At 40.7% G+C, this 20480-nt stretch carries 17 protein-coding genes; 13 read left to right on the plus strand and 4 right to left on the minus strand.

What is annotated here, in order from left to right; genetic code table 11:
• Positions 1–865 precede the first annotated feature (865 nt).
• The 8 genes from AB1K80_RS11485 to AB1K80_RS11520 all read left to right on the plus strand — a co-directional run bounded on the left by AB1K80_RS11485 (position 866) and on the right by AB1K80_RS11520 (position 9930).
• Positions 866–1321, plus strand: coding sequence for a DUF6376 family protein (locus AB1K80_RS11485; RefSeq protein ID WP_412856755.1), 456 nt, complete (start codon positions 866–868; stop codon positions 1319–1321).
• Positions 1322–1419: 98 nt separating this feature from the next.
• A complete protein-coding gene (locus AB1K80_RS11490; RefSeq protein ID WP_412856756.1) occupies positions 1420–1725 on the plus strand; it encodes a metal-sensing transcriptional repressor in 306 nt (101 codons plus the stop codon).
• A gap of 81 nt (positions 1726–1806) precedes the next feature.
• Positions 1807–2013, plus strand: a complete 207-nt coding sequence (gene copZ / locus AB1K80_RS11495) for a copper chaperone CopZ (RefSeq protein WP_412856757.1) — start codon at positions 1807–1809, stop codon at positions 2011–2013.
• A 78-nt stretch (positions 2014–2091) separates the two neighbouring features.
• Positions 2092–4527: a heavy metal translocating P-type ATPase gene (locus tag AB1K80_RS11500; RefSeq protein ID WP_412856758.1), complete on the plus strand. Its 2436-nt coding sequence runs from the start codon at positions 2092–2094 to the stop codon at positions 4525–4527.
• 299 nt (positions 4528–4826) lie between these two features.
• Positions 4827–6104 carry a cation:dicarboxylate symporter family transporter gene (locus tag AB1K80_RS11505; RefSeq protein ID WP_412856759.1) on the plus strand — a complete coding sequence of 426 codons (1278 nt, stop codon included), beginning with the start codon at positions 4827–4829 and terminating at the stop codon, positions 6102–6104.
• 18 nt (positions 6105–6122) lie between these two features.
• Positions 6123–7568 (plus strand): aspartate ammonia-lyase, encoded by a 1446-nt coding sequence (gene aspA / locus AB1K80_RS11510; protein ID WP_412856760.1) that lies wholly within the window; start codon positions 6123–6125, stop codon positions 7566–7568.
• Between the two features lie 116 nt (positions 7569–7684).
• Positions 7685–9001 carry a sensor histidine kinase gene (locus tag AB1K80_RS11515; RefSeq protein WP_412856761.1) on the plus strand — a complete coding sequence of 439 codons (1317 nt, stop codon included), beginning with the start codon at positions 7685–7687 and terminating at the stop codon, positions 8999–9001.
• Complete coding sequence (locus AB1K80_RS11520; RefSeq protein WP_412856762.1) at positions 8998–9930, plus strand: response regulator; 933 nt, start codon at positions 8998–9000, stop codon at positions 9928–9930. The genes AB1K80_RS11515 and AB1K80_RS11520 overlap by 4 nt, the downstream gene beginning before the upstream one ends.
• Positions 9931–10576: 646 nt before the next feature.
• On the opposite strand, the gene AB1K80_RS11525 is transcribed toward AB1K80_RS11520, so the two are convergent.
• The 4 genes from AB1K80_RS11525 to AB1K80_RS11540 form a co-directional block, all read right to left on the minus strand.
• Positions 10577–10774 carry a helix-turn-helix transcriptional regulator gene (locus AB1K80_RS11525; RefSeq protein WP_412856763.1) on the minus strand — a complete coding sequence of 66 codons (198 nt, stop codon included), beginning with the start codon at positions 10772–10774 and terminating at the stop codon, positions 10577–10579.
• A gap of 183 nt (positions 10775–10957) precedes the next feature.
• Entirely contained in the window at positions 10958–11896 is a 939-nt protein-coding gene (locus tag AB1K80_RS11530; RefSeq protein ID WP_412856764.1) for a metal ABC transporter solute-binding protein, Zn/Mn family, read from the minus strand.
• Between the two features lie 13 nt (positions 11897–11909).
• The gene (locus tag AB1K80_RS11535) at positions 11910–12782 is read right to left on the minus strand and encodes a metal ABC transporter permease (protein ID WP_412856765.1); all 873 of its coding nucleotides are present in this window, start codon (positions 12780–12782) and stop codon (positions 11910–11912) included.
• Positions 12782–13525, minus strand: coding sequence for a metal ABC transporter ATP-binding protein (locus tag AB1K80_RS11540; protein ID WP_412856766.1), 744 nt, complete (start codon positions 13523–13525; stop codon positions 12782–12784). The genes AB1K80_RS11535 and AB1K80_RS11540 overlap by 1 nt, the downstream gene beginning before the upstream one ends.
• 418 nt (positions 13526–13943) lie before the next feature.
• Between AB1K80_RS11540 and AB1K80_RS11545 the strand changes: the two genes are divergently transcribed.
• From AB1K80_RS11545 to AB1K80_RS11565, 5 genes are all read left to right on the plus strand, one after another.
• Positions 13944–16037, plus strand: a complete 2094-nt coding sequence (locus AB1K80_RS11545) for a heavy metal translocating P-type ATPase (RefSeq protein WP_412856767.1) — start codon at positions 13944–13946, stop codon at positions 16035–16037.
• Positions 16038–16178: 141 nt separating this feature from the next.
• Complete coding sequence (locus AB1K80_RS11550; protein WP_412856768.1) at positions 16179–16865, plus strand: DsbA family protein; 687 nt, start codon at positions 16179–16181, stop codon at positions 16863–16865.
• Positions 16862–17275, plus strand: coding sequence for a disulfide oxidoreductase (locus tag AB1K80_RS11555; RefSeq protein WP_412856769.1), 414 nt, complete (start codon positions 16862–16864; stop codon positions 17273–17275). The genes AB1K80_RS11550 and AB1K80_RS11555 overlap by 4 nt, the downstream gene beginning before the upstream one ends.
• A gap of 151 nt (positions 17276–17426) precedes the next feature.
• On the plus strand, positions 17427–18038 hold the full coding sequence (locus tag AB1K80_RS11560) for a trimeric intracellular cation channel family protein (RefSeq protein WP_412856770.1): 612 nt from the start codon (positions 17427–17429) through the stop codon (positions 18036–18038).
• A 305-nt stretch (positions 18039–18343) separates the two neighbouring features.
• Positions 18344–20359 carry a Na+/H+ antiporter gene (locus AB1K80_RS11565; RefSeq protein ID WP_412856771.1) on the plus strand — a complete coding sequence of 672 codons (2016 nt, stop codon included), beginning with the start codon at positions 18344–18346 and terminating at the stop codon, positions 20357–20359.
• Positions 20360–20480 lie beyond the last annotated feature (121 nt).

Raw genomic sequence — 20480 nt, forward strand, 5'->3', positions numbered from 1 at the left:
GATACATTTCATTCAACATATATACCTTTAAAATAAAAAAGATTGTAGAAAAACATGAGTTTCTCTACAATCTGAAGATGACGATCACCGTCATCTTTTTTATTTTACAAGTCATGTCTTGTTACGTTTTTTGAGAAGATTTTAAAAATCGAATAAACAAAGGAAAAACAAGAATAATCGCTATGATGAGTAACAGGTGATTTGAAATAAGTTTTATAAATGTTGTATTAATGATATACAGTGAAATTAGTAATAAATAACACAATAAAAATAACAAACCTAACTTTCTTTTTTGAAATGGTTTGTCTAACAGAATAAGTATAAATAAACCTGCCATGATGATGATGAAGGTCATTTTACTTACCTCCCTCTATTGATAAAAGGCTAACGACAACTGTAATGTTGTATGTCCCTTCCTTTTTGAAGTTGTCATCATTGTACTGAAAAAAGTATCATGTGTCGTGACTTTTTTTAAGAAAGGGAGAAAAGTAGTATTTTATTGTGTGTAGATTGCTGATGGGAAATCCCGAGCAATCATTTGCATATTCAGTGTCTAAACAACTTCCTCAATCGTTATTAGACCAACGCAAATGATTCAGGATTCCCGTTTGACTGTCACCCCTACTTCCGATATGATAAACATAACATTTAAACGGTTTCCTAAAGGGGAGTAGCTTTTACGGTTTGGTCGTCATTACAGAGACATTCAGTGTTTCTCGGCCCTTCCGGCATGAACATGTTAGCCAGACCTTTGTCTATCATTCGTGAGGCAAAGGTCTGGCTTTTTTTGGATTTTTCGGGCGAAGTGGATAGGGGAAAGCGAGTAAATGATTGATATCCATCATAGATGAAAGGGTGATGAAGCTTGAAAAAGTATGTGATGGCTTTCTTGTTTTCTGGCACGTTAGTGTTAGGTGGGTGTTCTGATGTACTTGAGCAAGTGAACGATACGACGACGTATGTGACAGAAGCAAATGATTATATTGCTGAGATTCAACAATTTACGGAAGAGTTTCCAAAGCTTGCTGAGGAGGCTGTACAAGATGTTGCCAAAAAGACAGACCTGACAAAGCAGCTAGAATCATTAAAGGCGGAAATTCAATCTTTTAATGAGCTCACAGCACCACAGATAGCTGAAGATTTGCATGGACAAATCGTTGAAAAGAATCAGATGCTGTCAGAGGAAATTCAAAGCTATTTAGAGAAACTAAAAACAGACAATGTTGATCTTGCAACGATGTTGGAGGATCAACAAGGATTGATTCAACAGTTACAGCAGTCTGTTGGTCTTCTGAATGATATTCAGCAATTAACAAACTAGGATACGCAGTTTGTGTACAATCGGCATATCTTTGCCTTTTCAGGTAGAGGTATGCTTTAATTGGGATGAAGAACAGTCATATAGAAAAAGGTGATTACATGACAGAGCATGCAGAAAAACATATGGCTTCGCCTAGGGCTCAGAAGGAAAAAGATCAATTAATCAATCGTTTGAAACGCGTTGAGGGTCAAGTGCGAGGGATTCAACAAATGATTGAATCTGATCGTTATTGTATAGATGTCGTCAATCAAATCTCTGCTGTGAATGCGGCTTTAAAAAAAGTGAGTCTTCAATTAATGGAAAAGCATACACATCACTGTGTGGCAGATGCCATTAAGAGCGGTAATGGGGATGAAGCGATTGAAGAGTTAATGAATGTGTTTACAAAGCTTAGCAAATCATAAAACTGAAAACTTTTCATGTTTACAAACATACCCTACTAGGGTATAGTAAAATTGTCATTTAAAGAATGGAGGCGTTGAATAGTGAAACAAGCAACACTTCAAGTAAAGGGCATGTCTTGCGGACATTGCGTAAAAGCCGTCGAAGGAAATGTAGGAGAATTAGCAGGTGTTGAATCTGTGAAAGTCCATCTAGACAAAGGACAGGTTGATGTTTCATTCGATTCAGACCAAATCACGTTACATCGTATTTCTGATGTCATTGAAGAACAGGGATATGATGTTGTATAAATGAGTGCGTGCTGCGGTGTCAGCGCGTCTTTTTTTTAAAGGATTATACCCCCATTGGGTATATGAAGAGGTGAGATGATGAAAAAAGAAATTGATTTTCATATTACTGGAATGACCTGTGCGGCTTGTGCAGGGCGTATTGAAAAGGGTTTGTCCAAATTGGATGGAGTAGATGATGCCAATGTGAATTTGGCCCTTGAAACATCTCATATCATATATGAAACAGAACGTATTTCACCTGATGATTTGAAGCAGAAGATTCAATCGCTTGGTTATGATGTCGTGATGCAAGAAGCAGAATTTGATATTGAGGGAATGACCTGCGCTGCTTGTGCGAACCGGATTGAGAAAAAGATCAATCGAATGGATGGGATTGATCACGGGTCTGTAAACTACGCACTTGAGAAACTTCAGGTTACTTATCATCCGGGGCAAACTTCCCCGAGCGATATAAAAGATGCTGTACAATCGATTGGCTATTCACTAATAGAATCGGCTGAAGATCAGGATGAAGCCGGAAAGAAAGACCACCGTCAAGCAGCGATTGAGAAGCAGAAGGCACGCTTTTTGTTCTCTATGATCTTATCACTGCCTCTTCTGTGGGCAATGGTCAGTCACTTTTCATTCACATCTTTTATATGGCTGCCTGAAGCATTCATGAATCCATGGGTCCAATTTGCATTAGCTGCGCCAGTTCAGTTCGTGATTGGTTGGCCTTTTTATGTCGGTGCCTACAAAGCTTTAAAAAATAAAAGTGCCAATATGGATGTCCTTGTGGCACTTGGGACATCTGCCGCCTTTTTCTATAGTTTCTATCAAAGTATTCTATCAGCAATTGAAGGCACACATGAGACGGCCCTCTATTATGAAACAAGTGCTGTGCTGATTACGTTAATTGTGCTCGGTAAATTAATGGAAGCAAAAGCGAAAGGGAGATCCTCAGAAGCAATTCAAAAGCTCATGGGGTTACAAGCGAAAGAAGCCGTTATTGAAAGAGACGGGAATCAGATGACGGTTCCGATTGCTGATGTGAAAGTGAATGATGTAGTTTTTGTAAAGCCAGGAGAAAAAATACCCGTAGATGGTACCATGATTGAAGGAACAACATCAATAGATGAGTCAATGATCACAGGAGAAAGCCTGCCCGTTGATAAAAAGGCAGGGGACACGGTTATTGGGGCAACGATGAATAAAAATGGTTTTATCAAAGTAAGAGCAACGAAAGTGGGCAAAGAGAGCGCTCTTTCACAAATTATCCGGGTGGTGGAACAGGCACAAGGTTCAAAAGCGCCAATTCAACGAATGGCAGATCGAATTTCTGGTATATTTGTTCCCATCGTTGTAGGGATTGCTGTGTTGACCTTTTTCATCTGGTTTGTCTTTGTTCACCCGGGCAATGTGACGTCAGCCCTTGAAACGTTTATCGCAGTCATTGTCATTGCTTGTCCTTGCGCGCTCGGTCTTGCTACACCAACTTCTATTATGGCTGGTAGCGGTCGCGCGGCTGAGGCAGGCATCCTATTTAAAGGCGGAGAGCATTTAGAGGTGACGCAATCTCTGGACACAGTAGTATTAGATAAGACAGGGACTGTGACAAAAGGTGAACCGAGTGTCACAGATGTGATCGCATATGCCAATTGGACAGAGGATACGTTGCTTCAGCTAGTGGGATCGGCAGAACAGCAGTCAGAACATCCACTTGCCCAAGCCATTACTGAAAGAATGAAGGAAAAAGATCTTGAAGCACTTCAGGTAGAAGCATTTCAAGCAGAACCAGGTCATGGAATTGAAGCAAAGGTAGCAGGGCATCAGCTGTTCATTGGCACGCGAAAGCTATTAAACAAACACCACATGTCATCACATCATATAGAAGCATCGGTGACTGCGCTTGAGGAGCAAGGGAAGACGGCCATGTTAATCGGAATTGACGGTGAGTTAGCGGGGATCGTGGCAGTAGCTGATACGATAAAACCATCTTCGCCACAAGCCATTGCGCGGCTGAAAAAGCAAGGAATTCACGTTGTGATGATGACAGGGGATAATCAGCGTACCGCAGAAGCCATTGCGAGCGAGGCGGGTATTGATCATATCATTGCTGAAGTCTTGCCAGAGGAAAAGGCAGCTCACATTGCGGCACTTCAAAAACAAGGGAAGAAAGTCGCTATGGTCGGAGATGGCATCAATGATGCGCCTGCTCTTGCGACAGCGAATATAGGGATGGCAATTGGAACAGGTACAGACGTTGCCATGGAAGCGGCAGATATAACGCTGATGACAGGAGACCTGCATGCGATTGCAGATGCGCTTGTATACAGTCAAAAAACGATGAGAAACATTAAACAAAATTTATTTTGGGCGCTGGCTTACAACTGTATTGGAATACCGGTGGCTGCAATTGGACTCCTTGCGCCATGGTTAGCAGGAGCGGCAATGGCGTTTAGCTCTGTTTCGGTTGTGCTAAATGCGCTAAGACTACAGCGTCTGAACCCTGTAAGAGAGGGAGCGGTAGAATGAAGTTAAATAGGAAATGGATATGGACATTGAGTGCGCTGATTTATGTTACGTTCGTACTAATCGGTTATACCATTTATGATACATTCTATGGCACATGAAAAAAACTGAACAAATGGAACACGAAGACTTCGCCAAAAGTGAAGTCTTTTTTTAACAATTTTGTGGAGAAATCGACTTTTTTAAAGATTTTTCATAAAAAATTCATTTGTTTTTGTTCCTTTTTGTCGTTTTATGTAGGTTTGTCGTTAAGATGCGATTAAGAAATAAAGAAAGCGTTATCAAAAAAAGGGGGTTCACGTATGAAAAAGTTAGGGTTGGCTTCTCAAATACTCATTGCACTTGTTCTGGGTGTTGCCGTAGGAGCAATGTTTTATCAAAATGAAACCGTTATTAATGTATTAACGCCGATTGGCGATATATTCATCCATTTAATTAAAATGATTGTTCTTCCAATTGTCATTGCGGCATTGATTGTTGCAGTTGCAGGTGTTGGGGATATGAAAACAATCGGGAGACTGGGCGGGAAAACCATCCTTTACTTCGAGATTGTTACGACGATTGCATTAGCCGTCGGGTTACTTGCAGCGAATATCTTCCATCCTGGTACTGGCATTGACATGAGCAACATGGAAAAAGGAGATATCTCTAGTTACGCAGAGACATCTGAGGCTTCAGCAGATAAAGCGTCCCTCTCTGAAACACTTGTGCACCTTGTGCCGACAAACGTATTCCAATCAATCGCAGAAGGTGATCTATTACCAACCATCTTCTTTACAGTCTTATTCGGATTAGGAATTGCCGCAGTAGGAGAAAAAGGAAAACCAGTGTTAGGGTTCTTTGAAGGCGTACTCGAAGCCATGTTCTGGGTCACGAATAAAGTGATGAAGTTTGCTCCATTTGGCGTATTCGCCCTCATCAGCGTGACGGTGATCAAATTCGGGGTCGGGGCACTGCTCCCACTAGGTAAACTCGTTCTTGTCGTTTATGGAACAATGGCATTCTTCGTATTTATCGTACTCGGTATCATTGCGAAAATGGCTGGAACAAGTGTCTTTATGTTATTTAGAATATTGAAAGAAGAAATCATTCTAGCATTCTCAACAGCAAGTTCAGAAGCTGTACTTCCTAGATTAATGGACAAAATGGAGAAATTCGGATGCCCGAAAGCCATCACTTCGTTCGTTATTCCAACAGGTTATACCTTTAACCTAGATGGAAGTGCAATTTATCAATCGATTGCAGCAATCTTTGTTGCCCAAATGTATGGTGTGCCACTATCGATCTATGAGCAAATTACGTTACTATTAATCTTAATGCTGACATCAAAAGGAATGGCTGGTGTACCTGGAGCATCAATCGTTGTCGTTATCACGACACTTGGTGCAATGGGACTTCCACTTGAAGGACTTGCCTTCATCGTTGGAATCGACCGTATTCTTGACATGGTTCGTACAACAGTTAACGTATTTGGTAACTCACTTGCAGCGATTGTCATGTCTAAGTGGGAAAAAGTATTTGATCAAGAGAAATCGAAGAAGTATATTGCGGAATTAAAACAACAAACAAAAGCAGCGTAAAAAAGGAGATCTTTTCAAATGACGAAGCTACAGGACAAGCAAGTTCGAATTGAACGTGACTTTCTAGGTGAAAAGGAAGTAGACATTCATGCATACTATGGTATTCAAACATTACGTGCAGTGGAAAACTTCCCCATTACAGGCTACCGTATTCATGAGGAACTCATCAAAGCAGTAGGGATTGTCAAAAAGGCAGCAGCCCTTGCAAATATGGATACACAGCGACTATATTCTGGTCTTGGAGAAAAAATTGTCCAAGCCGCAGATGAGGTCATTGAAGGAAAATGGAACAGCCAATTTATTGTCGATCCAATTCAAGGCGGAGCTGGTACTTCAATCAATATGAATGCCAATGAGGTCATTGCCAACAGAGCGCTTGAACTACTAGGAAAAGAAAAGGGCGCTTATACTGAGCTAAGTCCGAACACGCATGTGAACATGTCGCAGTCTACAAACGACGTGTTCCCTACAGTGATTCATATTTCTACATTAAATATGATTGAAAAGCTACTTGATACGATGGAAAATATGCATCAAGTCATGACGGAAAAAGCACAGGAATTTGATCATATTATTAAAATGGGACGTACGCACCTTCAGGATGCTGTTCCAATCCGACTCGGTCAGGAATTTAGTGCATATGCAAAAGTACTTTCTCGTGACATCAAACGCATTAAGCAGACCAAGCAGCATTTATATGAAGTGAATATGGGGGCAACAGCCGTTGGAACTGGACTGAACGCAGACCCGAAATATATTCGTCAAGTCGTTGGATATCTGGCTGAGATTAGTGGCTTACCGTTAGTTGGAGCTGAAGACTTAGTGGATGCGACACAAAATACGGATGCTTATACAGAAGTATCAGCTGCCTTAAAAGTATGTATGATGAATATGTCGAAAATGGCAAATGATATTCGTTTGATGGCTTCTGGCCCAAGAGCTGGCTTTGGCGAGCTACACTTGCCGCCAAGACAGCCAGGATCGTCGATTATGCCAGGAAAAGTCAACCCAGTGATGCCAGAGGTCATGAACCAAGTGGCTTTCCAAGTCATTGGGAACGACCACACAATCTGTCTTGCTTCAGAGGCTGGTCAGCTTGAGTTAAACGTAATGGAACCAGTACTTGTTTTCAACTTGCTGCAATCTCTTAGCATCATGAAAAATGTATTTGAATCCTTCGTTGACAATTGCTTACGCGATCTTAAAGCAGATGAAGAAAGATTAAAAGAATATGTAGAAAAAAGTGCTGGTGTCATGACAGCGGTCAATCCGCATATCGGTTATGAAGCTGCTGCACGAATTGCGAGAGAAGCGATCCTTACAGGTGCATCTGTACGTGAGCTTTGTCTGCAAAATGATGTTTTAACAGAGGAAGAGCTTGATGTCATCTTAAATCCTTTTGAAATGACAAAACCAGGTATTGCTGGTGCGTCATTATTAGAAAAGGATCGTTTAGAAGATTAAGCTGCATCATGTTAGCGCACACCGACAAATGACCGGTGTGCGTTTTTTTATGAACAGTTTGTCTTTCTCAAGCTCACATAGTATACTATCGTCAATTATTAGGGATGTGACTGCGTTTGAATCTACTGAAAAAATGGCTGAATACAGAACCTTTTTTAATCATCATGCTGATTGTACTGACACCGATTGGTGGAGAACTGAAATTTTATCCGTTTGAAGACAGTTTTCGGGTCAGCTTCGGAACGGTTATCTTCTTCTTTATCCTCCTTCAAATGAAGAGATTCCCAGCGTGGGCAAGCGGTCTTATTGCGGGGGTTTCTGTTTTTGCTTTTCGTGTATTGCTAGATACAGTGGTGTCAGGTCATTTACCACTGGATGAGGCGATTACATTAAGATTTCCTGCCTTATTATATTATGTGACATATGGTTTGCTGTTTTACTTATTACAGGTACGCCGCTATCGCACGGCCCCACTGCTGATTGGGGCGACAGGCATCGCCATGGAATTATGTGCAAGTGTTGTTGAAATGATTGCGCTTCGCGTGACAATTGAGGAAATCTTAACAGTGCGTACGTTATTTCAACTATTTGTACTAGCGATATTCCGCACATTTTTTGTGTTGGCTTGTTATACGATGGTTCGATTATATGAAGAGCAGGCGAGAGAGCGCCAAATGATAAAAGAAAAGGAACATCTGCTCATGTTGCTCTCAAACCTTTATACAGAATCTACATACTTTCATAAAACGCTTGAACATGCAGAGCATATTACAGCCACATCTTATCAACTGTATCAGTCCCTTCATCATGCAAAAGATGCGGAGTCATTAGATTTAAAAAAACTCGGAAAAACGGCGCTTCAGATCGCAGGAGAAGTGCATGAAATTAAAAAAGACAATCAGCGGATTTTTTCTGCGTTATCGAAGCTGATTCATGAGGAGAATTTCCAAGAATATTCAAGTCCATCTCATATCGTAGGCTTGGTCATTCGTATTCATGAAAATTATGCAGAATCTCTTAAAAAGAACATCGTTTTTCATTATGATGAAAAAGGACAACATCCCTCGTACCATGTGTATACGATTTTGTCTTTGTTAAATAACATTGTATCAAATGCTGTTGAAGCCATTTCGTTCGATGGAGAGGTGTCATTATCTATCACGCGAAAAGGAAAAGATGTCATATTTACAATCAGTGACAATGGACCTGGCATCAAAGAACGCAATCATCATGTCATTTTTAAACCTGGCTTCACTTTAAAGTATGATCAAGCTGGGAATCCATCGAGTGGCATCGGTCTTTCTTATGTGAAGGATACAGCGGAGAAACTAGGTGGGAGCATTCAGATGAAGAGTATCCCGAATGTGCAAACCATATTTACGTTGACCATACCAGTTGATCAAGTAAGTAGAAGAGAGGGGATTGGGAAATGAGATTTTTTATTGTCGATGATGATGAAGCCATTCGATCAACGCTGGCGCAGCTCATTGAAGATGAAGAGCTCGGCATTGTGGCTGGAGAAGCAGAGGACGGCGCAGAGTTAACAGCCAGCTACTTAAACGATCTTCAAATCGATATATTATGTATAGATCTTCTCATGCCGGAAAGAGACGGACTCGAAACGATTCGAGCCATCAAAGATGAATTCCGCGGGAAATATTTAATGCTATCACAGGTTGAAACAAAGGAATTGATTGGACAGGCATATGCATTTGGTGTTGAGTACTATGTAACAAAACCGATCAATCGATTAGAAATCTTAAGTGTGCTCCATCTCATGATCGAGCGTCTTCATTTAGAGCATTCCATTGAAAATATTCAACATTCACTCAAGTCTGTGATGCAGTTCCAGCAGCGTGGCAATACAAAGGCGAAGCATCGTGGAAAAAGTCTTGCTGAGTCAGGACAGTTCCTGCTTGCGGAGCTTGGTATTGTCGGAGAGAAGGGATCTAAGGATTTACTAGAGATGATTCTCTTTACCGATCAGTACTTAGCTTTACATATTGATCAGCATGATTCTTTTCCTTCTCTCAAGATCATTTTCACAGGGATCACGCAGGAAAAATTGAATGCATCTTATACATCAGCAGATATTGCAAGAGAGGCGAAAGCAGCTGAACAGCGTGTAAGGCGTGCGATCAACCAATCATTGAAACATATCGCATCGCTCGGGTTGACCGATTTTTCTCATCCTACCTTCGAAAACTATGCGTCCAAGTTTTTCGATTTTACCATTGTGCGTAAGAAAATGAGTGAATTGACAAAAGAGACAAGTGGAAGAGAAGAACACACCCGAATCAATGTGAAGAAGTTTGTACAAGTTCTGTATTACGAGGCAAAGCGAATGTGTACGGAAGATTAAAAAAGACGTGTACTCCTATTGAGGAGGCACGTCTTTTTTGTGTGATGGATTGCAGATGCAACTACATAACGTCTCTCAGTCTCCAGCGATAGATCGGTATGATCCAGCAACAACATCTCTTCTTTTCACCTCATTCGTATGAGCTATGTCATGTTAAAAGAGGGCCCCTCTTCCAAATGAGATTATAATAGTTCTTTGTTTTTCTTATAGGAACTCTTTAAAGAGATGAATTGAAATAAAAAACTCACGACACTCAAACATATCGTTACACCTAATATGTCGAACCATCTGTTGAGAATAGGGGGGACATTGGTGAAAAGCGAATAAAGTGTGATAAGGATCATAAAAATCACAACAAAGCGAATTGTTTTCATGACTATGGATCTCAATTCTTTTCTGTACTCTCCTGTTGTCGAAATGTCAGTATATTCAATCCCTGATAAGATATATCTCCCTGATACATAAAAAAGGAAGAGAGCAAGAGGTAAAAATAAGACAGTTTCTACGTCTAAAGTGAAATACCTATTGCAAACTAACATGACGATAAGGGATAGAAAAAGGACGATTCCTCCCTCTGATAAAAAATGTAATATCTTTTTATTCTTATATTCATCGTCTGGTAAGATGAAGGATATCCATGATTTCATTACGTGTCGACCTCCCAAAATAATTCGTCTAACGTTTTATGAAGTTCTTTCGCGATGGCTATACACAACTGGAGACTGGGGTTATATTCGCCCTTTTCAATGAGACCAATCGTTTGTCTGGTTACCCCAACTTTGCTTGCTAATTGTTGTTGCGTGATAGAGGCTGTCATCCTAGCGATTTTCACATGATTTTTCATATCACACCCCGTTAAATGTCAGATATAGTTTACATATGTCATTTATATATTACATTTGGTGTGATTAGAAGTCAATTGCATTTTATGATGGGGAATGATGCAGGCGGTTCGTATTTTATCCATCATGTCCACGAGATCAAGAAGAACCAAAAAAGACAGGCACATGTCTCGCCTGTCTTTTGTTTATGGTTTCAATCCATTATAGATGGTGTCAATATTCCACTTCATCATCTTGTAATAGCTATCTCCGTCTTCGCCTTTTTTCCCAATGGAGTCGGTAAATACTTTCCCTTTAATTGGTACGCCTGTTTCTTCAGATAGCGTTTCGAGACTGCGTTGATCGACACTTGTTTCAAGAAATAGTGCAGGGACACGGTGATCTCTCACAAAATGAATGATCCGTTTCATTTGACCGGGTGTACCTTCACTTTCAGTATTGATCTCCCAAATATACCCCGTCTTCAATCCATATGCTTCTGCAAAATACTTGAATGCTCCTTCACTTGTGACAAGCATCTTCCTGTCATTTGGTAGTTGTTCAAATTTGCTTTTTGCATCATCATGAAGTGCTTGAAGTTTCTTCATGTAGTCTGCTGCATTTTTTTCGTAGTCTTCTTTATGGTCAGGATCTGCTTTGATAAGGGCGTCTCTAGCATTTTGTGCATAAAGGATGCCATTCTCGACATTCAGCCAAGCGTGCGGGTCTTGTTGACTTTCCAGTCCTTTTGAAGACAAATGCTTCACTTTGACGCCTTCGCTCATTTCTGCTACAGGTGCATCTTCCCCGTCTTTACCACTTGATTCTAGTAGCTTTTGAAACCAGCCATTTCCTGTTTCCAGGTTGAGCCCATTAAATAGTACAAGGTCTGCATCCGTCATATACTGAACGTCCTTTGGCAGTGGATCGAATTCATGTGGGTCTGTACCAATTGGCACAATGCTGTGAATAGAGACATGCTCGCCGCCTACTTCCTTCACGATGTCATAAAGAATGGAGTAGGTGGTGACAACTTTTAATTTGCCATCATCTTTGCCAGAATTATTTTGATTTGTAGAACAGCCCGCAATGACTAAAAGAGCGACAAATACTGCGATCAAACGGATTGCAAATACCTTTTTCATTTCAGTCCTCCTTTTACATAGACGCTTCTTTCTTTAATTGCGTTCGTTTTTGTTTTGTTTTAATTGATCTCCATAAAATGCCTTGCTTCGGTGATAGGATAAAGGCACTGCCGAACAAAATGGTCGCGACCAAGACGATGGAAGCACCTGACGATAAGTTATACGTAAAACTCAGTCCTAGCCCTATGATCGCCGAAACGGCACCGAAAAAAGCAGATAAATAAAGCATGATTGATAACCGATCTGTCAGTAAATAAGCAGTAGCTGCCGGTGTGATGAGCATTGCAACTACGAGAATAATCCCAACGGTTTGCAGTGAGGCAACTGTCACTAAAGTGAGTAATGTCATGAGAAAGTAATGGATCATGCGATTTGGTAAACCGTAAACAGAAGAAATCACCGGATCGAATGAACTAATCAGCAATTCTTTATAGAAAACGATGACTGCCAGCAAAATAAAGATGCCAATTCCAAGTGTAATCCACATATCAGATGATCGAACAGCTAGCACGTTTCCAAATAAGATGTGATATAAGTCGCTAGAACTTTTCAAAAACGTAATTAAAATAATTCCGATTGAAAAAAAAGCGGTGAACACAATTCCGATGGCAGAATCATTCTTTATGCGGCTATTTTGACTAACATATCCGATGCCAAGAGCTGTTAACACACCCGTTAAGACGGCGCCAAAGAAGAAATTAATGCCTAGCATATAAGAAATGGCCACACCGGGAAGTACTGCATGAGATATCGCATCTCCCATAAGTGCCATGCCACGTAAAATGATAAAGCAGCCAATGACACCACAAATGATGCCGACCATCACTGACGTAAATAATGCCTTTTGTAAAAACGCATATTCGAAGAGTCCTGTGATGAATTCCATTACGCATCTCCTCCTACTGATTTTAAGAATGGAAGCTGCGTTTCATAAGCCTCTAACATGACCTCAGGCCGAAGGATGTCATGTACGGGCCCTGCTTTGATCAGTTTTTTATTTAAAAGAACGAGGTGGCTGAAATAATCATCGGCTTTGCTTAAGTCGTGGTGTACGACAAGAATGGTTTTCCCTTCATCTCGTAATTCCTTCAAAATGCGAACCATTGTTTCTTCACTGGCCATATCGATTCCAACAAAAGGTTCATCAAGACAGAAAAGCTGTGCATCTTGAGCTAGTGCTCTTGCCAGAAATACACGCTGTTGCTGTCCGCCAGACAATTCTCCAATCTGTCTTTTGGCAAAATCCTGCATGCCGACTTTTTCTAAGCAGTGGTAAGCATAGGCACGGTCTTCTTTTTTAGGTCGTTTGATGAGACCGAGTTTTGGATATGTGCCGAGTAGAACGGTATCAAGCACATGAATTGGAAAAGTCCAGTCTAGGTCATTTCTTTGTGGTACATAGGCAATTTGTTTCCTGACCTGCTTAAAGGGCTGTTCAAAAAAGCGAATATCTCCTTGATCTGTATCAATTAAATCCAAACATGCTTTTAATAGCGTAGATTTACCGGCGCCATTTGGCCCGATGATTCCGGTCATCGTTCCTTCCTGAATAGAAAGAGAGACGTTTTCCAATGCATCCTGTCCATGGTATGAGACATAGAGACGATCGATTGTTAAAGCATTTGACATGTCGTGCGACCCCTTTCAATCACATTGCGTTTCCTAAAAATATATGCGTTAATAAAATAATTTTGACTAAAGGTTGAAATGATTACCTGATGCTAATTTGTTTCCTTAGGGAAACTTTTATTTTATTCTAAGCGTAGACCCTTCTTTTGTAAAGAGAAAAGATGAACTTATTTCACTTAAGGTCAAATGATCGTATCATGGTATGCGAAAAACAATGGACGTGAGCATGTTTGATTGATGAGACAAGTACATCTTTGGAATACCGATAAGAATTACAGATAAATGATTGACAATTCGTAGGAACTCTTCATATAATAAGGGTAATTCAATATATGAATATGTGCTCATATATTATATAAAGCCGTTGGTTGATTTGATTGAATCAGGGAAAGCTACTTATATAGAAAAAGGTGAGAACATGAAAAAAACGAAGGATGAATACGTATTAAGCGGTCTTGATTGCGGGAACTGTGCGCGCAAAATTGAGACAGGTGTCAGTAAGTTAGAAGGTGTTGAGACTTGTTACATTAATTTTGCGACAGGTACGCTCACTGTGACACATGCAGATGCACAAGAAACCATGTCAAAGCGTATCGAAAAAACGGTTCAATCTATTGAGCCTCATGTGAGTGTATCACCTAAGAAAGATAGACATCATCATGACCATGGAACAAAATCGTTAAAAACCATTGTGATCAAATTAATTGGCGGGGCTGTTATTGGAACGGCTGCCTATTTTCTGCCTCAAGACGGCTGGCTTGAATTTGTCCTATTTTTCGCCGCGTATTTATTAGTCGGTGGCGATGTCGTCTTTAAAGCGCTGAAAAATATCGTGCGTGGTCAGGTGTTTGATGAAAACTTTTTAATGACCATTGCAACTGTTGGGGCATTTATCATTCAGCAATACCCAGAGGCTCTGGCTGTCATGCTCTTTTATCAAATTGGTGAGCTTTTTCAAGGAGAGGCTGTTAATCGTTCAAGACGATCTATTAGTGAATTAATGAATATTCGTCCAGAATATGCGAATCTCAAAGTCGGGCATGAAACAAAAAAAGTGAACCCAGAAGACGTCAAAATCGGTGATCGTATTATCGTCAAACCAGGCGAAAAAATACCTTTAGATGGAGTTGTGTTAGAAGGCTATTCACTCGTTGATACTTCTGCATTAACTGGTGAATCTGTACCAAGAGATGTGGAAGTAGGGAAAGAAGTTCTTGCTGGATTTGTGAATCAACATGGAATTCTTGAGATTGAAGTGCAAAAGGGGCTAGGCGAGTCGGCTGTGACGAAGATTTTGGATCTGGTCGAAAATGCAAGCAGTCGTAAAGCTCAAACGGAAAACTTTATCACAAAGTTTGCGAGATATTATACACCAGCTGTCGTCGTACTGGCACTATTGCTTGCCTTTGTACCGCCGCTTATCATGCCATCAGCTCAATTATCCGAATGGGTGTACCGGGCACTTGTCTTTCTCGTGATCTCTTGTCCATGTGCGCTTGTTGTCTCAATTCCATTAGGTTTCTTTGGAGGAATCGGAGCGGCATCAAAACGAGGCATTTTAGTAAAAGGTAGTAATTATCTTGAAGCCCTTCATTCTGTTCGCTATGCCGTATTTGATAAGACGGGTACGCTAACAAAAGGAAACTTTACGGTGACCAAAATTGAACCTGTGACTGATAAGTGGTCGGAGGAAGAGCTCTTGTCATTTGCCGCTTTAGCGGAAGTGCACTCGTCTCACCCTATCGCACAATCGATTAAAGCTGCTTACGGCTCACCGCTTGATGAGACCAAAATTAGCACTTACGAGGATATCGCAGGTCATGGAATCAAAGCGATCATTGATGGTGTGCACGTGCTAGCTGGAAATCATCGCTTAATGGAACGAGAAGGCATTGTCTATCAAAAAGAAAATCAAAGTGGAACGGTTGTCTATCTGGCAATAGACGGAGAGTTTGCAGGATCAATCGTCATCGCAGATGAATTGAAGGATGATGCAATAGAGGCTGTCACTGCCCTCAAACAGTCTGGATTAAAAACGATGATGCTTACTGGTGATACAAAACAAGTAGGGACGGCGGTTGCTAAGCAACTTGGTATGGATGAAGTCCACACTGAATTATTGCCACAGGATAAAGTGACGAAATTAGAGGAAATCGATCAACAAAAAGCGTCAAATGAAAAGTTACTTTTTGTCGGTGATGGGATCAATGATACGCCGGTACTGGCACGCGCAGATATTGGTATCGCAATGGGAGGTCTTGGTTCAGATGCAGCTGTCGAAGCGGCAGATGTTGTCATTATGACAGACCAGCCATCAAAGGTAGCGGAAGCAATCACTGTGGCGAAAAGAACTAGAGCGATTGTTTGGCAAAATATCGCCTTTGCTCTTGGCGTGAAAGGGATCTTTCTCTTACTCGGTGCATTCGGGATCGCGACCATGTGGGAAGCTGTTTTTTCTGATGTTGGCGTGACTGTACTCGCTGTTTTAAATGCGATGCGGGTGATGAAGTAAAATTGTAATGAAAAATTCAAGATCGTATCTTTTATAATGGAGCCCCTCTTGATAGAATAGAAGAAGTTGGATAATGGCATTTCCCTAAGCTGTTATCCTTTTTCTTCATATAGGAATGAAAAAGATAAGGTAGGTGCTTTTGTGAGTAAAAAAAATCAATCTTCATCTATTAAATTTGCCGTTATATTAACCATCATTGCAGCACTTCTCATTGGGTTCTTTGTTGTGATCGGCAACAACAATAGCAGTGAGGAAGTACAAACTGTTGATAGTAAACCTTCAATAAAAGGACAGCCTGTGATTGGGGACAAAAATGCAGCTGTCCAAATCGTTGAATTTGGTGATTATAAATGTCCATCATGTAAGGCTTTTGAAAAGGACATTTTCCCGAAGCTGAAAGCAGATTTTATTGATAAAGGCGATGTGTCTTTCTCATTTATCAATTTCCCACTACCGGTTCATGGAGAAGGAGCGACGTTAGCAGCACTTGCTTCTGAAGAGGTATGGAAAGAAGATCCGAAAAACTTCTGGGCATTTCACGAAGCTGTTTTTTCTGCACAGCCAGAAGGTGAAGCAGAATGGGTCACACCTGCTAAACTGACAGAATTGGCTAAAAAGACAACAAAAATTGATACTGATAAATTAAAAGAAAACTTATCAAAGAAAACGTATCAGTCACAGCTCAACACAGACGATCAAATGGTGAATGAGTTGAAAGTGAATTCCACGCCAACGGTGTTCATTAATAACAAACAAGTTCAAAATTTTTATGACTATGATGAGATTAAAGGATTAATAGAACAAGAGCTCAAAGGGAAAACCTCATGAAGAATAAGCTTGTTTACTTATACAGCGCCTGGATCGTCTCGATTGTTGCAACGATGTCCAGCCTCTATTTAAGTGAAGTGAAAAAGTTTATTCCATGCGACCTGTGCTGGTTTCAACGCATTTTCATGTATCCGCTTGTTCTCTTACTAGGCATTGCTACATTCCGCGGGGATGTGAAAGTGAAATATTATGTTCTTCCTTTAGCTGTGATTGGTGCTTGCTTTTCCATCTATCATTATATGGAACAAAAGATCCCAGGGTTTGCTTCGATCAGGCCTTGCCTAAGTGGCATACCTTGTTCTTTTGATTATCTGAATTGGTTTGGATTTATCACCATTCCATTACTAGCACTAATTGCATTTATTCTCATCATCATTAGTATGTTGCTATTAAATGCAAAACAAGACTAAAGGTGGACGAGCCTGCTTGAAAAAGCAGGCTATTTTTATTTTTAAAAAAGATAAAATTGAAAGAGTTTTTTTGTTGCTTTTCTTCTGTGTCGGATATACATTATATGAGTAGCGTTAGATGAACAGATCGTGGTAAGGAGATAAGCGAAAAATGGCATGGGAAGTTTTAAGTATCATTGGCATTATGGCATTTGCTATTAGTGGCGCCATTGTAGCAATGGAGGAAGAATATGATATTTTAGGCGTGTACATCTTAGGCATCGTGACAGCTTTTGGCGGCGGAGCCATTCGTAATATCTTAATCGGATTACCAGTATCCGCTTTATGGTCACAAGGCAAGTTGTTTACCATTGCCCTTGTGTCGATTACGATTGTCTTTCTTTTTCCAAAGTTGCTGTTAAAGCATTGGAGTACGTGGGGGAATTTCTCGGATGCAATAGGCTTAGCCGCTTTTGCGATCCAAGGCGCATTATTTGCTGTTCAAAAAGAACTCCCGCTAAGTGCTGTGATTGTGGCAGCTGTTTTGACGGGAAGCGGAGGAGGAATGATCCGTGATCTACTCGCTGGTCGCAAGCCGCTCGTTCTAAAAGCTGAGATATACGCAGTATGGGCCGTACTGGGCGGTTTATTCATTGGACTTGGTCTAGTCCAAGGGGAGTTAAGCCTGTATTTGCTGTTTCTCATTCTCGTCACATGTCGGGTTTGTTCCTACCACTTCAAATGGAGACTTCCTGCCAAGTCTTATTTTTTTCATAAAGGGTAAAACAAAAGAGGGCGTTTTCGCTCTCTTTTTTTATTTTGACAAAGAGCGCGATATCAGCAAAAGAGGGCGTTTTCATGTAAAATAAAAACGGACATTCTATTCTTAATTGGAACAATACATGTAATGAAACTTTTGTCATGCGGCTGAATTCAGATATTCAGCTTTTTTTTGCCTAGATGGACTGTCATGTGTTGGTTTTACCATTTGCGACATACTAATGTTATCAGGGCAAGGTGAAGTCAACATATCAGGGCATGTAAGTAAAAACACCGTGACATCAAAAGAAAAAGGAGGGAGATGTTCCATTGGAGATTTTTCTAGCAGTGCTTGTATTACTAGCACTCATTGCGTCATCTAATATTATCAATCGGTTTGTCCCCTTTATTCCAGTCCCGCTCATTCAAGTGGGGTTAGGAATTTTGATCGCAGCTTTTCCTTCAGGTCTACATATTACGTTAAATCCTGAGTTGTTTTTCGTGTTATTCATTGCGCCGCTGTTATTTAATGACGGAAAGCGGACCCCAAGGGACGAGCTTTGGAAATTAAGAGCCCCTATCTTACTGTTAGCGCTCGGTTTGGTGTTTGCGACAGTCATTGTAGCAGGGTATACGATTCATTGGATGATTCCAAGTATTCCACTTCCAGCGGCTTTTGCGCTTGCCGCGATATTATCACCAACAGATGTCGTTGCTGTCAGTGCGTTATCTAGTCGAGTCAATATGCCAAGGGGCATGATGAGACTGCTGGAAGGCGAAGGATTGATGAACGATGCATCAGGCCTTGTCGCTTTTAAATTTGCCATTGCCGCAACAGTGACGGGGGCTTTTTCAATTGCGGAAGCGTCCTTTAGCTTTGTTCTTATTGCCGTAGGTGGTTTATTGACTGGATTTATCCTATCCTTCTTTATCATTCGTTTTCGCTTCTTTCTTCGCCGATTAGGAATGGATGATGTCACCATGCACATGATCCTGCAAATATTAACCCCTTTTGTGATCTATTTGGCAGCAGAAGAAATCGGCGTATCCGGCATTTTAGCTGTCGTAGCAGGTGGAGTCACGCATGCCATTTTGCAAGACAGAATGGAAGCGAACTTAGCCAAATTGCAAATTGCTTCAACAAATACGTGGAATATCATTTTATTTATTTTAAACGGTCTTGTTTTTGTGTTGCTTGGTTTGCAAATCCCCGATGTGTCAGCCGTTATCTTCCAAGATGAGGCGTTTAATAACATACAGGTCATTGGGTACATTCTGATGATTACGCTATGTCTTATGATCTTAAGGTTTTTATGGGTCTGGCTATTCTGGGCAGGACAATGGACGGCAGCAATCAAGCGGCAAATGAAAAAGCCAAAGCTTCGTGAAGCCATGCTGATGACATTTTCCGGTGTTCGTGGTGCTGTTACATTAGCTGGTGCATTTTCGATCCCATTTACTCTGGCGGACGGATCACCATTTCCAGAGCGGCATCTCATGATTTTTCTCGCAGCTGGGGTGATTTTATGCACATTGATTTTGGCTAGTGTGCTATTGCCACTATTATCTGAGAAAAAAGACAAGCAAGGAGATATCGACTTAGATACGAAAATTCAGCATGCCAAGCGGAAGTTATTGAGAAGTGCCATTAAAACATTAAGAGAGAACATGAATGAGGATAATCGAGAGGTCTCCCTTGCCCTGATTCATGAATATAGAATGAAACTGAGAAATGTTCAGCGTGAGCCATATCATCTTGGAATGAGAAAACAGGAAAGAAAAATCAGACTGCATGGCATCAAAGCAGAACAAGTCAAATTGCAGGAATTAATAGAAGAAGGAAAAATACAGAAAGAAGAAGCCTATGAGCTTCAAGAGAGGTTTCATGAGCTGGAAATGCTCTATTCAAACTCATTTAAAATTCGTTTTTCAAAAGTGAAGTTTCTGCGTGTACTTCAGTGGCTCCAACTATGGCGTCCACAACAGCGCATGTCAGGCGGCATTTTAGAAAACGAAACGTCATACAAACAAATCCGAAAGATCACGGCTGAAGCGGCTGTGGATTCTATCAAACGACACATGACTGAGCAAAATCAACAAACGTGTGATCAAGTCATTGATTTTTATAATCAGGTGATTTTTCGCTGTGTACACGGTCCAGCTTTCTTTCAGCCAAAAGATCGTGTCTTTGACCGAAAGAAAAAGGAATTAAACTTTCGAGCTGTACAGTCGATTCGGAACGAAATACAAACCTTATATGAAAATGGGGATATCAACCGTGATATTGCCCATCATTTAAGAGAATATATTAATGACATGGAAGCCGTATTATTGACCAATACTTGATAGATCATTTGTTTTAAGGTGGAGGAAAAGGACAATCAAAAAGGTTTCCTGTTACAATGAAAACGCTTGTATTAGAGTTTTCAGACACAACATGAGATAATGGAAAAGATGGAATCTATGA

The sequence above is a fragment of the Bacillus sp. 179-C3.3 HS genome (assembly GCF_047229225.1).
GTDB lineage: Bacteria > Bacillota > Bacilli > Bacillales > Bacillaceae > Bacillus.